Annotated in this window: 12 protein-coding genes and 1 tRNA gene; 6 read left to right on the forward strand and 7 right to left on the reverse strand. The window is 55.6% G+C overall.

Translation table 11 applies throughout. The annotated features are described in order from the left end of the window. Positions 1 to 89: 89 nt before the first annotated feature. From rpsA to DRW39_RS09590, 5 genes are all read left to right on the forward strand, one after another. Complete coding sequence (gene rpsA, locus DRW39_RS09570) at positions 90 to 2240, forward strand: 30S ribosomal protein S1 (RefSeq protein WP_116106819.1); 2151 nt, start codon at positions 90 to 92, stop codon at positions 2238 to 2240. A gap of 75 nt (positions 2241 to 2315) precedes the next feature. Beyond that, positions 2316 to 3248, forward strand: a complete 933-nt coding sequence (locus tag DRW39_RS09575; protein ID WP_116106820.1) for a GYDIA family GHMP kinase — start codon at positions 2316 to 2318, stop codon at positions 3246 to 3248. Next, a complete protein-coding gene (locus DRW39_RS09580; RefSeq protein WP_116106821.1) occupies positions 3245 to 3976 on the forward strand; it encodes a ferredoxin--NADP reductase in 732 nt (243 codons plus the stop codon). The genes DRW39_RS09575 and DRW39_RS09580 overlap by 4 nt, the downstream gene beginning before the upstream one ends. A gap of 22 nt (positions 3977 to 3998) precedes the next feature. After that, positions 3999 to 4071, forward strand: a tRNA-Ile gene (locus DRW39_RS09585). A gap of 180 nt (positions 4072 to 4251) precedes the next feature. Then, positions 4252 to 4449, forward strand: a complete 198-nt coding sequence (locus DRW39_RS09590; RefSeq protein WP_116106822.1) for a hypothetical protein — start codon at positions 4252 to 4254, stop codon at positions 4447 to 4449. On the opposite strand, the gene DRW39_RS09595 is transcribed toward DRW39_RS09590, so the two are convergent. Beyond that, entirely contained in the window at positions 4446 to 5249 is an 804-nt protein-coding gene (locus DRW39_RS09595) for a 3'-5' exonuclease (RefSeq protein WP_116106823.1), read from the reverse strand. The genes DRW39_RS09590 and DRW39_RS09595 overlap by 4 nt on opposite strands. Positions 5250 to 5291: 42 nt before the next feature. Further along, positions 5292 to 7736 (reverse strand): DUF3536 domain-containing protein, encoded by a 2445-nt coding sequence (locus tag DRW39_RS09600; protein ID WP_116106824.1) that lies wholly within the window; start codon positions 7734 to 7736, stop codon positions 5292 to 5294. A 476-nt stretch (positions 7737 to 8212) separates the two neighbouring features. On the opposite strand from DRW39_RS09600, the gene DRW39_RS09605 reads away from it, so the two are divergent. Beyond that, positions 8213 to 8818: a superoxide dismutase gene (locus DRW39_RS09605; RefSeq protein WP_116106825.1), complete on the forward strand. Its 606-nt coding sequence runs from the start codon at positions 8213 to 8215 to the stop codon at positions 8816 to 8818. A gap of 80 nt (positions 8819 to 8898) precedes the next feature. Here the strand turns inward: DRW39_RS09605 and DRW39_RS09610 are convergent, their stop codons facing one another. The 5 genes from DRW39_RS09610 to DRW39_RS09630 form a co-directional block, all read right to left on the reverse strand. Further along, a complete protein-coding gene (locus DRW39_RS09610; RefSeq protein WP_116106826.1) occupies positions 8899 to 9654 on the reverse strand; it encodes a hypothetical protein in 756 nt (251 codons plus the stop codon). Positions 9655 to 10418: 764 nt separating this feature from the next. Then, on the reverse strand, positions 10419 to 11303 hold the full coding sequence (locus tag DRW39_RS09615; protein ID WP_116106827.1) for an NAD kinase: 885 nt from the start codon (positions 11301 to 11303) through the stop codon (positions 10419 to 10421). 182 nt (positions 11304 to 11485) lie between these two features. Continuing rightward, positions 11486 to 12640, reverse strand: coding sequence for a glycosyltransferase family 4 protein (locus DRW39_RS09620; RefSeq protein ID WP_116106828.1), 1155 nt, complete (start codon positions 12638 to 12640; stop codon positions 11486 to 11488). Between the two features lie 60 nt (positions 12641 to 12700). Next, positions 12701 to 13645, reverse strand: coding sequence for an FkbM family methyltransferase (locus DRW39_RS09625; RefSeq protein ID WP_116106829.1), 945 nt, complete (start codon positions 13643 to 13645; stop codon positions 12701 to 12703). A gap of 4 nt (positions 13646 to 13649) precedes the next feature. Further along, positions 13650 to 15050, reverse strand: a complete 1401-nt coding sequence (locus DRW39_RS09630; protein WP_116106830.1) for a BamA/TamA family outer membrane protein — start codon at positions 15048 to 15050, stop codon at positions 13650 to 13652. Positions 15051 to 15080: the final 30 nt, after the last annotated feature.

Genomic DNA, 15080 nt, shown 5'->3' on the forward strand with positions numbered 1-15080 from the left:
TGCGCTCCCTTAGCCATACCCGGCCGGGGGCGGAGAACGGTCACTCCGAAAGCTGGCCTAGTTTTTAAACCTTTTAAACCTATCACGTCATGCAAGTAGACGATGATAAGGACCCGCAAGACGGGACCACAGAAGAGACCTCCACCGATTCCATTACGCCGGAGGCCCAACAATCCATCGAAGATCAAGCGACTCCCACCGAGGAGGAAGTAACGCCCGACATCACGGCGGAGCAATCCAAGATTAAGCCCGGTCGTAAAGCTACCGATGACGACGTAGCCGAAGCTAACGACGACGCGGAGGAAAGCCTGGAAGAGGACGACGATGACGACGACGAAACCGACAGCAAGGGCGCCAAGGTGATCCGCAAGGAGAGCACCCGCGTGTCCGTAGCCCTCACCGAAGAGGTGAAGGAGGAAGCCGTTGAGATCGACGAAGCCGATCAGAGTGGTGCCACCGGTGCCGCCCACGATGCTTTCGCCTGGGACGCTATCGCCAAGATCGACAACCGCTATTCCGATTCCGAGCGCGAAGCCATGGAGAAGGAGTACGAAGCCTCGATGACCAACATCCAGGAAGCCGAGATCATGTCGGCCAAGGTGTCGGCCATTATCGACGGTGACGTTATCCTCGACCTTAACTACAAGAGCGACGGTCTGCTGCCCCTGAGCGAATTCCGCGATCAGGACGTAGAAGTCGGCTCCACCGTAGAAGTCTACGTCGAGCAGCAGGAAGACGAAAAGGGTCAGCTCGTACTCAGCCGCCGCAAGGCCAAGCTGTTGCGTGCCTGGGACCGCATCCGCGATTCCTACACCAACGGTACCGTCATCAACGGTAAGGTGATCAGCAAAACCAAGGGTGGCCTCATCGCCGACTGCGGTGGCCTGGAAACCTTCCTTCCCGGTTCGCAGATCGACATCAAGCCAATCGTCGACTACGATGCCTACGTCGGTAAGACCATGGAGTTCAAGGTTGTCAAGATCAACGAGACGATCAAGAACGCCGTCGTTTCCCACAAAGCCCTCATCGAGAGCGATCTGGCCGAGCAGCGCGAAGCCATCATCGCTAGCCTTGAGCGCGGTCAGGTACTGGAAGGTATCGTCAAGAACATCACCGACTTCGGGGCCTTCCTCGATCTGGGTGGCGTCGACGGACTTCTTTACATCACCGACATCAGCTGGGGACGCATCAACCACCCGAGCGACGTTCTGGAACTTAACCAGAAAGTCAACGTGGCGGTACTCGACTTTGACGAGAACAAGAAGCGGATCAGCCTCGGCCTCAAGCAACTCCAGCCCCACCCCTGGGAGGTTCTGGACGACAACGTCACCGAAGGCAGCACCGTCGAAGGCCGCGTAGTCAACATCGAAGACTACGGTGCTTTCCTCGAGATCATGCCAGGCGTAGAAGGTCTGGTACACGTTAGCGAAGTAAGCTGGAGCAACCAGCCCATCAACGCCCGCGAATACTTCACCGTGGGTGAAACCCGCAACGCCAAGGTGGTTACCATCGACCGCGACGATCGCAAGATGTCGCTCTCGATCAAGCAACTGCAGCAGGATCCCTGGGATAACATCTACCAGAACTTCGGCGTCGGTTCGAAGCACACCGGTAAGGTCAAGAACCTTACCCCCTACGGTGTATTCGTCGAGCTTAACGACGGCATCGGTGGTATGATCCACATCAGCGACCTCAGCTGGACCAAGCGCTTCGGCCACCCAAGCGAATTCACCAAAGTAGGCGACGACATCGACGTCACCGTACTGGAAGTGGACGACCACAACCGCAAGATGTCCCTCGGACACAAGCAGCTCGAAGAAAACCCCTGGGACAGCTTCGAGTCGGTATTCCCCGAAGGCAGCTACCACGAGGCGACCGTTCTCCGCAAGGACGACCGCGGTGCGATCGTACAGATGCCCTACGGCCTGGAAGCCTACGCTCCAATCAAGCTCATGCGGAAGGAAGATGGCAGCATCGCCGAGGTTGATGAGACCCTGACGGTGAAAGTCATCGAGTTCGACCGCGATCAGAAGAAGCTCATGGTCAGCCACAGCCGCTACGTCAACGACATCCGTCGCGAAGCAAAGGACACCGTTGTCCGCGAGCGCCGCGAGGAGCAGCAGTACACCCGTAAGGCCGTCAAACAGACGAACGCCAGCAATGAGCGTTCCACCCTGGGTGACCTCAGCGCCTTCGAGCAACTGCGCGAACAGCTTAACAACGACGAGGACGAGGATTAGTAATTCGAGTCCTTCCCGTTCACCTTTTAAAGGCCACTCCGTTCCCAGAACGGGGTGGCCTTTTATCATGTAGCCATGCAGGAAACCAAAGAATTTTACGGGCACGGCAAATTGCTCCTAACTGGCGAGTACTTCGTTCTCGACGGAGCAACCGCCCTGGCGGCTCCGACCCGGCAGGGACAACGCTTTCGGGTACGCCCCATGCTCCAGGATAGCCGCTACGATCTGATATGGCGGATGCACGTACCCGGGCAATCCCAAGCCAGCACCTTTTCCTTCACCAGCGAAGACTGGAGTCATACCCACCTCTCCGACGATCCGATCCGCTCCCGGCTGCAACAACTCTTTTACGCCGCCGAACAGCTCCGCCCCCGTTGTACCGTACAATTGTTGGGGCAGGAGGTGGATACGGAGCTCGAATTCCCCACGGATTGGGGCCTGGGAAGTAGTTCCACGCTTGTGTGGTTCCTGGCCCGATTCCTGGAAATTAACGCCTACGATCTACTCAGGCTTTCCTTCAACGGCAGTGGCTACGACGTAGCCTGTGCCGGTGTCGACGGGCCGATTATGTACCAGCGTCGCGATAGCGACCCCATCATCAAGCCCGTCCATTTTCGCCCCGACTGGGCCGCTAGCAGTTGCTTCGTCCACCGCAATAAAAAACAGAACAGCCGGGAAGGAATCGCGAAGTACCGGGAAGCAGCCGCCGCCGCGGGAGCCAAAGATCGAATCTCCGGGATTAGCAAAGCTCTTCTGGACAAGACATCTGACCTGCGCGCCGCCGCAAGCTTATTGGAAGAACACGAGCAGTTGATCGGAGAAACACTGGGCCTGAGCCCGGTAAAGGATTTGTTGTTTGCCGATTTTGACGGGACGGTAAAAAGCCTCGGGGCCTGGGGCGGTGACTTCGTATGGGTGCTTAGTGAACGGCCGGCTACCTGGGTGCGCGATTATTTCAACGAGCGGGGGTACCCAACGGTTATAGCCTACAACGATATGCTATTATGAGTAAATGGAAGGAAGCCGTCATCAACCGCATCGAGCAACGGACCCCGACGGTTCGCAGTTTCTGGGTGGCCCTACCCGATCGGGAAAAACTGGAATTTCGCCCCGGCCAATTTTTGACCCTCGACCTACCGATCAGCGAGCGGCGGCGGGAGCGTTGGCGGAGTTATTCGATTGCTTCCGCACCCGGTGAATCCAACGAAGCCGAATTATGCATCGTCAACCTTCCAGGCGGAAAAGGGACGACTTACCTCTTCGAAGAAGCCGAGCCGGGTACACGCGTACTGACCAAAGAACCCGGCGGCGTTTTTACCCTCCCCGATCGGCCGTTGGACTACGACGTGGTCATGATCTGTACCGGCACCGGCGTAGCCCCCTTCCGTTCGATGTTGCTGCAGCGACTCCCGCACGAAACGCGCCATTTTCACCTGATCTACGGATCCCGCACACCCGATGACCTGCTCTACCGGGACGACTTCGAGCGCCTCGCGGAGGAATTCCCGCATTTCACCTACAGCGTGGCGCTCAGTCGCCAGCTCCCCGATGAGGACACCACCTTCGACATCAGCAAAGGCTACGTTCACCCGATATACGAGCGCAGCTACCGTGAAGTACGCGACGACATTCGCTTCTACCTATGCGGATGGAGCCAGATGGTCGATGAGGCACGGGAACGCCTGCTCAAAATGGGTTACTCGGAAGAGCAGGTAATTTTGGAGCTCTACGGATAGCCGATTATCTTTGCGCCGCTTCGGGCCCATAGCTCAGTGGTTAGAGCAGCGGACTCATAATCCGTTGGTCGTAGGTTCAAATCCTACTGGGCCCACGATTAGTACGGTAGTTGCTGGTTTCGCCAGCTTTGTAGTACGGTAGTCGCCGGCTTCGCCTGCGGAGTAGTACCGGCCGACTACCGCACTACGTCCCTACCGTCATAATACCTATCGTAATAAAGTCGAACTTGCTTTCTGGAATTCAGGTTAAGAGGATACACGCAAAACCCTCGACCATGCGATTCAACCACAAGCCTACCCGTTATCGTTTTTTTGACTCCAAAACGCAGAGCCCGGTACTCGCGGACGATAAGGATAAGAAGCCCAAGGCCACGCCTAAGAAGGACGTCTCGAAAGATGACGACGATCTGAAGCACGTGGATCAGAGCAAAGGCGGTTACGGTCACGGATCCGGCTACGATAAAGAGAACTAGCCTTTTCTGCGCTGCTCGTCAATGGCGCGAACGAGGGCTTTCACCTCCGTGCTGAAGTCTTTATCCAGAATCCACTTTAAATAACTCGGCTCCCGATCGAAAACTTCAGCCACCGGGCGACCGGCGTGTTTGCCGAAGTTAAAGACCGGCTGCCCGTCCGGGCCCTTCTTCAGGCGACGGGTGGCATCTAGGAAGCGGTCGTCCCGGCAGAACTCCGCGACGGCATCCATATCCGTGAAGGGCTTGGTTACCGTACCATCCTCTTTGGTGAAACTTGCGTCGGCGTAATACTTTAGTTGCCCCTTAAACACATCTACCGTTGCGCGCACATCGGCCAGCGCGTCATGGGCATTCGTCATCTCCTTGCCCGCGTAAAACTTCAGCGCGGCGCTGAGGGTCCGGGGTTCCATTTGGTAAAAGATCTGCTGGGCATCGATCAGTCTCCGACTGGCCGTGTCGAGGTAGAGGCCCGCGCGGAAAAACTCTTCCTGCAGCAAGGGTACATCGTAGCGGTTGGAGTTGTAGCCGGCGAGATCGGCATCCCCGATGAAAGCGAAAAGCTTCTCAGCCACGTCGGTAAATTTGGGTTCCCCCCGTAGCATCTCGTTGGTGAGTCCGTGGATCGCCGCCGCTTCGGCGCTGACCGGAACGGTGGGGTTTATCTTCATCTCGAGTTCTTCCGGCTCCGTGCCGTCGGCGTGAAGCCTGATCATGGCGATCTGGACGATCCGGTCCGTGATGACGTTGAGCCCCGTGGCTTCCAAATCGAAGAACACGAGGTTATTGGTTAGGGGTAGCATAGTAGGTACGTTCGCCCGGCCTGGTCGGTCCGGGCATCAATATTAGGAAAGGGTCACCACCTCGGCCTCCGGTGATTTCCGGCGGGTAAAGCCCAGCACCAGTTCGAGCTCGCGGGCCACCTCCAGGCCGGCCTGAAGTTGGTCCTCCGTCAGGGAGGAAGCGTAAGCGTCGGACCATTCATCCAGGAAGATGGTCTGTGCACGGTAGTAGTTAGGGGTCAGTTGCAGCCTGTGCAGCGAAGTAACGACCTCCAGCGTCCACGACCACGAATCCGGATCGGTGAAGGCGCGGGTGACAAGACCGTGAACGTACTGCTCGGCCGCATTGTGCAGGCGGGCGGTATCCTTCCAGTCATGGTTCCAATGAATAAATTCGGTAACGATGCGATGCAGCCGCGGGGAGTCTGGCGTAAGCGGTCCGGTAAGCAGATCCAGCAGCCGGCGGTGCATGGTGAAGTTGATGGCCGCCAGGTAGCTATCCGGCAGGGGCAGGTCATTCACCCGCATGGTGCTCATCAACTGGTAGTTGGTGTAGTACACGTCGGAAAAACTCTTGGACGCGATCTGCAACGTGCGATCGGTCATTTCCAAGAGGATTTTCCGCTTCTCGTCCCGGAAGAGGTGCCAGAGGGAGAAGCTTTCCCCGGAAAAGTTAGCTTTCATCAGGTTAATGACCTCCGACACGTGGCCGACGCGAAATTGCTGTTCCAGGTCGGAGACCAGGGCGTGGTAGTCCGCCTTCTTCATATCCTGGCAAATCTCACCGATCAGGGTTTGCTGCCCCAGGTAGAGGACGGCAAAACTGAACTTAGAGTAACTATTGGTGATGCTTGACTGGATCGTCATCCGTCCGAGACTGAGTCGGAAAACACCGGCCCGAAGCTGTTTGAGGTCGTGAATCTGGCTGCGGTAGTTGAATAGCCGAAGTTCCGCCGGGCGCTCTTCGAATACACTGGCCGCGGCGAAGTGCATGCCGACCCGGAGCAAGCCGACCCGGGCGGGTACAACCGACTCGCGGTAAGGGATCGCCGCATTGGGAAATACGTTGCTCTCGATCTCCTCGAGTCGTTTGACGAAATCGGGGTGGTGGTTCTGGCCGGTCAGGACCTCACAAAGGTGGAGGGCACGGTTGGCGTACTGGAGCACCTGCAGGGTTTCGATGCCGCTAACCTCGTTGAAGAACCAGGCGCAGCTGGTATACATCAGCATAGCGTGACGCTGCATCTCCAGCAACCGCAACATCCGGATCTTGGCTTCCGGGGTGATCGTTCTCACGATTGACCACTGACTGAGGAAGGCCTCGGCCCGGCCAGGCGCCCGGTCGAGTACCAAGTGGATATAGTCGTTGCGCGTTGCCCAGCAATCAGTGAAGAGCTTACCCGCTTCGCGCTCGAAAACCCCGATCAGGCGATCGCGTATATCGTCCAGGGCGGCGCGGAGAGGGGCGCGCCATCGCTGGTGCCAGCCGGGACCGCCACCGGTTTCGCAGCCACAATCACTCCGCCAACGTTCGACGCCGTGTACGCACGACCAAGAACTGTTTTCGTGAATCCGGGCTTCCCAGACCGGCGGGTGGATCTCCAGAAACTCACCGTAATTCGTCAGCCGGAAATCGGGGTTGGCATCAACCGCGTCGAGGCAGGCTGCCATGGCCATTTCGCCCTTTGCATGGTGATGCCCGTAGCTTTCGCCGTCGGTAGCGATATGCGCCAGTTGGACCTCATCGTTACTGTCGAGACTGTTCATGAGCTTGTCCGCCAGGAATTTCCCGTCGTTAAGTAATCCTTCGAAAGCGACGGCCTTGGCTACATTTCCGTCGTAGAAGAACAGGGCAATGCTTCGGCCACTGGGCAAATTACAAGTATAGCCGCGACGTGGATCGACGCCGCCATGCACCTCCGTCCAATTGTCATTCTCGGAGGCCCGTACCGATTTACACTGACGGGGAGCGAGAATCGTGTATTTGATACCACTGTCTACCAGCGCTTCCAGTACATCGGTGCTCGCCGCGGTCTCGGCCAGCCACATCCCCTCCGGGTCACGACCGAAGCGGTGCCGGAAGTCCGCGATGCCCCATTTGATCTGCGTTTGCTGATCTCGGGCGTTAGCCAGCGGCATGATGATGTGATTATAGCTCTGGGCTACCGCGGAACCGTGGCCGCTAAACATCTTCTGGCTGGCGGCATCGGCGTCCAGCACCCTGCGGTAAGTAGCCGGGTCGTGTTCTTCCAGCCAGGACAGCAAGGTGGGCCCCATATTCCAGCTGATCCGCGCGTAATTATTCGATATCTCCTGGATCTGCTGCTGATCATTCAAGACACGTGCCGTAGCATTCGGAGCGTAACACTCTTCGTTGATGCGCTCGTTCCAGTCGTGGAAGGGGGCGGCGCTATCCTGGATCTCGATGGTTTCCAGCCACGCATTCTCCCGGGGAGGTTGGTAGAAGTGACCATGGATACAGATGTATTTGGATGTTCGGGATGCCATGGGACAAAGGTAAGGCGCGGACTTCCTATATCGTGCACTTCGTTACCGGGCGGCCGATGCTTAAGCAATGGATTTCGGGACGAACCTGGGTAGTCGCTTTCGGGTTGAAAAAGTATCTAAAAAATACACCGGACCGAACAGGCAAATATCATGAAACGCGATTACGTAAGGATGGGATTTTGGTTAACGCTAACCTACCTGCTCCTCTACTTCATCTTTACGGTTTAGACATTACTACCAGGGTGCACGCAATTGCGCCCCGATATATCCTCGCCGACCGGCAACTTTTGTCGCCGCCTGCGAAAGCATCTCTAAAGCTACCCGATAGAGGGTTTTTCTGCTGTGCAGATACGCGAACACCCATGGCCCTCCCGGCACTCAACTCTGAGGCCCCTGCTACGTTCTCCCAGCACAACCTATCCGGTACGGACATAAGAGGTACCGGATATTCCATTTAATTAATTTAATACCATACTATGTTTACGTTACCCGATCTACCCTACGCCAAAGACGCACTGGAGCCACACATCGATGCCCGCACGATGGAAATCCACCACGACAAACACCACGCCGGGTATACCAGCAAATTAAACGCCGCGCTGGATGGCAGCGATATGGCCAGTAAGGACATCGAAGACATTCTCGCTAATGTGAGTTCCGCCGGATCCGGTGTTCGCAATAACGGAGGTGGTTACTACAATCACAGTCTGTTCTGGACCATCCTCAGCCCCAATGGTGGAGGAAAGCCGACGGGCGAACTGAGCGACGCGATCAATAAGGCCTTCGGAAGCTATGACGCCTTTAAAGAGAAGTTCTCCAGCGCCGCCGGTGGACAATTTGGCTCCGGATGGGCCTGGCTTATTGTAAAGAGCAACGGCGAACTAGCCGTTACGTCTACACCCAATCAGGACAATCCGCTGATGGACGTGGTGGACGAGAAAGGCACCCCGATCCTGGGTATTGACGTGTGGGAGCACGCTTACTACCTCAATTACCAGAACCGCCGGGCCGACTATGTCGACGCCTTCTTCAACGTGGTCAACTGGGACGAGGTCAATCGTCGCTACCAAGCCGCGAAGTAATAAGCCGGTAGAAATCACCGACAAAAGAAAACCGCCATTCCTTTCGGAATGGCGGTTTTTCTATTCGTGGTCAGTCCTGACTATGCCATGGCGGCACGGGCGTTCTCGCGGTAGCTTTCCATCTTTTCGCTATCGGCATTGCGGTAACGGGGACCGCATTTTTCAAGCACCTCCTTCATCTTATTATCGGAGAGCTTAGCGAACTGATTGATGGTGGTTACACCGGCTTCTTCGAAGCGCTTGGCCATCGTGGCTCCTACCCCGTTGATTTGGGTCAATACACTCGGCGCTGGCTTCGTGGAGGGACGGCCACGACGACGGGTCGTCTTGGGCTTATCCGTTCCCGTCTGTTTGGTGCTGGTCTTTCTGCGACTAGTCTTCTTGGCCGTAGTCGTGCTTTTGCGCGGACGACCGCGACGAGGCTTCGGGCTGCTGGTTTTTTCGGCGGCGGCTTCGCTGACGGTATCCGGTGCGTCGGATACGGCTTCGGCGATCTCTGCTTGGGTGGTTTCCGTTGCGCTGGCCTCGGTTTTCGTGGATTTACGGGGACGGCCGCGGCGGGCACCGGTGCTCTTCGGAGCCTTTGCCGAGCGCTTGGCGCGCGGCGTATTGCCGGCGGCGGAGGCCTGGGCGTTTGCCGTTTCCGCTTCTTCGCGGGCAAGTTTTAGTTCCTGTTCCAGGCTGGCTACTTGCTGCTTGAGGCTCTTGACCTTGGCTTTAGTCTTCTTCAGCTTCTTCTTATGTTTTTTGGCCTTGCTGGCATCAGCCAAAAATGCTTCCTGGGCGGCATCAAAGCGCTCTATCACGCCCTTCAGCTCCTTCTTTATACTTGCCATATTAAAACGATTTGAGTGGTTGGTTTGACTTTGTGGCAATACGATGCGATGAACTAGTCAACCCGCTGCCTATCAGGCAGAAATTAAGGATGATGGTTTAAGGATATAAGCGCGCCGACATTAATCCGCTCGATTACATCTGACTATGAGATACAAATAATGTTGACCAATGTTTGTTCTCGGGAGGCAAATATATAATGAATTTATGTGCCTTTCGAATTTTAACACATAGTCGGATATACCAACCATACTTATAATTTGACGAAATGCCCGAAATTTCGGTTTATCCCCTCGTTTTTGCCACGAATAAAGGTCAATTTAACATATAAAAGACCGTCACTGTATATGGGAAGCTTTCTGAAATACTTGTGATGATCTCACATCGGTCCCAGCCTAATCCATCAAATCCGCGGCATGGACGGACTTATATAACATCTGGCAAGCTAAAAGGACTTTATTCGCACGCCCCGTATACAAAGCTCCAGCTGCATTTAGTCAACATCATGCCCCCAAGCGAAACTGCCAAAACCCTAAGAGCTTGTTTGGACTTTGGCCTTCTGGGGGGAAATGAGTCATTTTGCCACTGATCGAGGCACCGAAAGTGGATCGTAGCAGTGCTACGAAGCCACTTTCGGTAACGCAGAGCAGGGGACAAGGGCCATTTGTAGGCCGATTGTTAAAGTCCAAACAAGCTCAAAGCATTTACCCGGCCGTAAAGCGACCATTAGGTAAAAAGCCGGCTAATTAACGATGGGCACCCGATACTAGTGATTACGGCGATCCTCACCCCAGTTTAGCTTACCCCGCAAGGTATCCATGAAGGTTATATCCGGAAGCTTGACTAGATTGATACCGAAATCATTTTTCCGCACGGCCAGTTCGTGTACGGCCGTGACCGTCTCGAAGCGGCTATCCAGCGTAGAAAGAAAATTATCGGCACGTCCCTCAATCTGGAAAGAGACCACGGCATCGTCACTGATTACGATGGGGCGAACGTTGAGATTATGGGGGGCAACCGGCGTTACTACGAAATTTCCACTGCCGGGAAATATGATCGGACCACCACAGCTCAGGCTGTAGCCAGTGCTTCCGGTTGGCGTGGATACGATGATTCCGTCCGCCCAGTAACTGTTGAGGTAAGCTCCGTTGATATACGTGTGGATGGTAATCATGGAACTCGTGTCCCGCTTCAGTAAGGTAAAGTCGTTTAGCGCGTACGGCGTATCTCCGAATACCGGAAGATTACTCTCGAGATAAAGCATATCCCGTTTTTCCGTTTCAAAGCGCCCTCTGCTTAGCATCCGCAGGGCGTCCCCCATTTTTGATTTCTCCACCCGGGCCAGAAAGCCCAACCGACCGAGATTTATACCGAGTACCGGAATCTGGGTATCCTTAATCATGAGTATGGCGCTCAGGATGGTGCCATCTCCGCCAAGCGTAATCAGCAGATCGAACTTCTTAATTCGGAAATCCAAATGACTTTCGAATACGCCAACGTCCTTTTTAAATCGGATATGCGGACGAATCTGTTCCAGGTAGGGACCATAGACATAGGTCGAAAAATTCTCGTCCGCTAACAGGTCGAAAAACTCCTGTACGTGCTCGCGATCCGTTTCCTTGAATACCTGACTGTAGATAACTACTTGCATTTTCCGTATTGCATTTGTATGGAAGACTGCCCGGAACGCGTAAAATGGGCAACCGCATCGTGAAGTACACGTATATCGACCGACGCGCACCTTTCGCTCGGTACTTGTCCGGATTCTCCGCTCGCATCAACAAATGCTATATGGCTACCCTGACGCGGAAAACCCAGGTAAGTTATGCAAGGTTACAAAATATTACCCGACCCGCTGCCGGTCCGGTCCGGCAAATCGTTTAGCGCTCCGGCAATTATCCGGGCCGCTTCATCCCAACCGTAACGCGATCTTTCCGCACGACCGGCGGCCACTAGCCGCGCTCGTAAGGTTGCACTGGCCGCGACCTCCACTAATCCTTTCGCGATGGCGGATATGCTCTCCGGATCGACGTAGTAGGCAGCCCGGCCGGCCACTTCGGGTAGACTGGTTCGGTTGCTGGTGATAATCGGTACTTCGACGTGCATCGCCTCCAGCAAGGGTACGCCGAAGCCTTCACTCAGGCTTGGGTACACTAAAGCCAGGGAACTACCTAATAGATCTGCGATTTCCCGGTCGGGGCGATAGCCTAAAAAGACGATGTCCTCCCGAAAGCGGCACTGCTCATAGGCTACGCGCACGCTATCCGTTTGCCAGGCAAGCCGTCCGCCGAGCAAAAGGGGATAGGGATCTGCCGACTGCTCCCGGAAAGAAGTATAGGCGGAAATAAGTCGTTCGATATTTTTCCGTGGGTGAACCGCTCCCAGATAGAAAAAATACGGCCGTCCACCGGTAAATTCATCCCGGACGGCCTGGATCCGCTCAGCGGAAAGCGGTTGAAATATCTCCCGTACGCCATTTCCGGACACTTCCACCTTATCGGGGGGTATATGGTAAGCCTGACCGATATCCTCCTTGACGAAATTAGAGACGGTAATCACTTTTTTCGCCGTATCCAGAAATCGCGGTACGTTTTTACGGTAATACCGCTCGGCACGTTTAGGCACCGCTTCGGGGTAGTGTAAGTGCGCAATATCGTGGACGACCATTACCTGAGGGCAATCGGTCCGCAGGGAACAGTATCCGTCCAAATGCAGCAAAACATCGGCCTGCCATTTTTCTACGACCTGCGGCAGCGCGTAGTCAAACCATATTTTCCAGAGTATGGGATCGCGCGCCGGCGGAAATATCCGCACTCCCCGCACCCTGTCATGGGAAACGTATTTCGCCGGGTAAGACCGATCGAAACAGAACAGGAATTGGGCCTCCGGCAGTAAATCAGGTAATCGCCGACAGATCTCCTGCGTGAAGTAACCGATGCCTTCTAACTGATCCGTGTACAAGAATCGCGTATTGACGGCAATTTTCATGGAATGCGTTCCGGAAGGTTAAATACAGTGCGCGAAGGTAGCTCACGTCCGGCACGGCAACTAACGTGTTCCCCCGCCCTGGCCAAAATTACCCGCGCGGGCGAAAGCGATATTATCGGAATCGATGCCTTGCTCGCGCAGGGCGTCTTCGATATCGGTGACGGGAGTCAGGTTACCCTGCCCATCGATACTAAAGGGCGTATACCCTTCCTGTCGAAACATCGCCTCCGCCTGCCGGTGTGCCGTATTGCCCCGTTGGCGGTTGACGTATTCCATCACGAACACCGCTTGCGGATGGGCAAGTATACGCGAACTACCCCGAATGACTGCCGCTTCGCCGCCTTCGACGTCGATCTTCACGAGCACGCGCTTTTCGCCGTCCAGTTCAAGCAAGTCGTCCAGGGGGTGACACGGAACCTCGGTTTCGGTTGGCGGATTACGGGAAAACCACGACGCCCCGGCGTGCTCCGCCACCGTAGTCGAATTATACTCGGCGAATAAATTCGGGAACGTATAGAAAGTGATCGTCCCTTGCCGGTCACTTACCGCGGCGTGCTGGCAGCACGTCTGATCGAAAGTAGCGACGTTGCGCTGCAAGACTCCGAAGGTCTCAGGAGAAGCTTCAAATGCCGCTACACGCCCCCGGGAACCCACCAACACCGATGCCAGTTGCGTGAAGTAGCCGTAATGCGCCCCGACGTCAACGAAGCAGTCGCCCGTCCGCAGGTGTCGCAGCAAGAAGGCCGCCAACCGTATCTCGGAATCGTGCGTCTTACCCCCGGTAATGTATATATCCGTTCCGCTGGGCAGCAGTAGTTCGAGGCGGGTACCGAAGAAGGTGCGGGCCCGACAACGCAGGGCACGGCGAAACAAGGGGTAAACCAGCCGCAGGTACGCCTGCGAGCCAACATAGGGCAGCGGTCGGAAACGTAATCGATCGGTGCGCGATCCACCGGCCCGGCGGCGGAGCGCATCTAGACTTTCCCACAATTGCTCTTCCTGCATCGGGCTAGAAACTCATATTGAAGTTGAGGTATACCCCGTCTTCACCGAGGTGATTCCGGTTATACTGTACCCCACCCACCATATCGTAGTAAAGGATGAAGTCAAGGCCCGCCCCGAATCCCGTCAGGAGGGAATTATTCAGGCGGTTGGAATCATCGACGAAGGGCGCATTCGCGAAACCCTGGTTAAACTGGATGGAGGCAGCCAGGCGAATCGGCACGTACCGGAATGCGTCGATGAAGACGAGCTTCCCCAGGTCCAATTTGGTCTTGAATAATTCCCGGCGTAGGCCCACTTTCCAGATCATCATGTCCAGTCCGTCGACCACGTAAAACTGGTAGCCGATGATCCCGTTGCTGCCAAAGCCGATGGCCCGGTTTTCGAGAAATGGCTGCCGGGTGCGAATGAGGCTATACTTTCCCGCGATGGCGTAGTTGAACGAATAGTGCTTCCAGAATGGAATAAACTTCTGGTAGTCGGCGTGCACTTCCAAACCATCCCGCTCCCCGTAGATCCCTAAGCCGTCCTTGCTCATACCTACCCGTAGCAGCGTGCCGTTCCACGGATAGTTCCGCACGTCGCGACGGTCGTTGCTCAGGTCGTAAGATATCCGGAAGTAGCGCTGCCTGCCGCGTCCGTTCCCGTAGAATTCCGGATTGAGGTAATTAGATATCGTATCGGAAATGGTCGACTGTTGCCAGCCAAAGCTCACATTGTGGCTTAAGTAGATGCGCCGGCGGTAACTCACGGATATTTGGGCCGACGAGCGACGATACACCCAGTTGTCCGGATCGGAGTAGAATTCCTGGCGGTTGTTGCGCGTCAGGTAGTTCTGCTCCCGACGGCGCTGGTACCCGAAGCCGAAGTTGATGCCGATGGATCCCGCCTTATTCACGTAGGGAAAGCCATAGGAAGCTTCCATTGACCGGGTGTACCCCGTGGTGAAGCCAAGCCGGAGCCGGTCGCGCTGTCCGGTAAAATTGTAGTGGGTAAGCTTGCCGCCGATGTTGACCCGGTCCAGGGAGCGGTCCTGCTCGTTCCACCAAACGTTGAAGTTCCGGTCGGCAAGCTCAAACTCGGGTACGGGATAGAGATACCAGGTTTCGCGCATATTGACGATCACGACGGTGCGGCCGGCTTCGGCACCGGCCGTGTCGTAGCTCATCTCTATACTGGCGAAGAGCCCGGTATTCATGAGATTATTGTAGCTCCTGCTAACCTCTAGTGGGAGTTCGTCACGGGCGATCAGTTGGCCGCGGCCGAAAGTCATCTCCCGGAATATCACGCGGGGACGCGTTTTCTTGTGTCCGATCAGCAGTACTTCGTCGATGAGCACACTATCCGCGGGTCCCGCCCACGAGCAGAACGGGATCAACAACAACATAACAAGTACAACTAGCTGCATATGATTAGCTTAGGCAATAGCCGGAGCATG

The organism is Lewinella sp. IMCC34191 (assembly GCF_003390935.1).
In the GTDB taxonomy this organism is placed as follows: domain Bacteria; phylum Bacteroidota; class Bacteroidia; order Chitinophagales; family Saprospiraceae; genus Neolewinella.

What these genes read in the sequence shown, in the direction of transcription:
- DRW39_RS09605 (WP_116106825.1), top strand. Translation starts at nt 8,213, where the DNA reads ATGTTTACGTTACCCGATCTACCCTACGCCAAAGACGCACTGGAGCCA.
- DRW39_RS09630 (WP_116106830.1), bottom strand. Translation starts at nt 15,050, where the DNA reads ATGCAGCTAGTTGTACTTGTTATGTTGTTGTTGATCCCGTTCTGCTCG.
- DRW39_RS09590 (WP_116106822.1), top strand. Translation starts at nt 4,252, where the DNA reads ATGCGATTCAACCACAAGCCTACCCGTTATCGTTTTTTTGACTCCAAA.
- DRW39_RS09615 (WP_116106827.1), bottom strand. Translation starts at nt 11,303, where the DNA reads ATGCAAGTAGTTATCTACAGTCAGGTATTCAAGGAAACGGATCGCGAG.
- DRW39_RS09625 (WP_116106829.1), bottom strand. Translation starts at nt 13,645, where the DNA reads ATGCAGGAAGAGCAATTGTGGGAAAGTCTAGATGCGCTCCGCCGCCGG.
- DRW39_RS09580 (WP_116106821.1), top strand. Translation starts at nt 3,245, where the DNA reads ATGAGTAAATGGAAGGAAGCCGTCATCAACCGCATCGAGCAACGGACC.
- DRW39_RS09610 (WP_116106826.1), bottom strand. Translation starts at nt 9,654, where the DNA reads ATGGCAAGTATAAAGAAGGAGCTGAAGGGCGTGATAGAGCGCTTTGAT.
- DRW39_RS09600 (WP_116106824.1), bottom strand. Translation starts at nt 7,736, where the DNA reads ATGGCATCCCGAACATCCAAATACATCTGTATCCATGGTCACTTCTAC.
- DRW39_RS09595 (WP_116106823.1), bottom strand. Translation starts at nt 5,249, where the DNA reads ATGCTACCCCTAACCAATAACCTCGTGTTCTTCGATTTGGAAGCCACG.
- rpsA (WP_116106819.1), top strand. Translation starts at nt 90, where the DNA reads ATGCAAGTAGACGATGATAAGGACCCGCAAGACGGGACCACAGAAGAG.
- DRW39_RS09575 (WP_116106820.1), top strand. Translation starts at nt 2,316, where the DNA reads ATGCAGGAAACCAAAGAATTTTACGGGCACGGCAAATTGCTCCTAACT.
- DRW39_RS09620 (WP_116106828.1), bottom strand. Translation starts at nt 12,640, where the DNA reads ATGAAAATTGCCGTCAATACGCGATTCTTGTACACGGATCAGTTAGAA.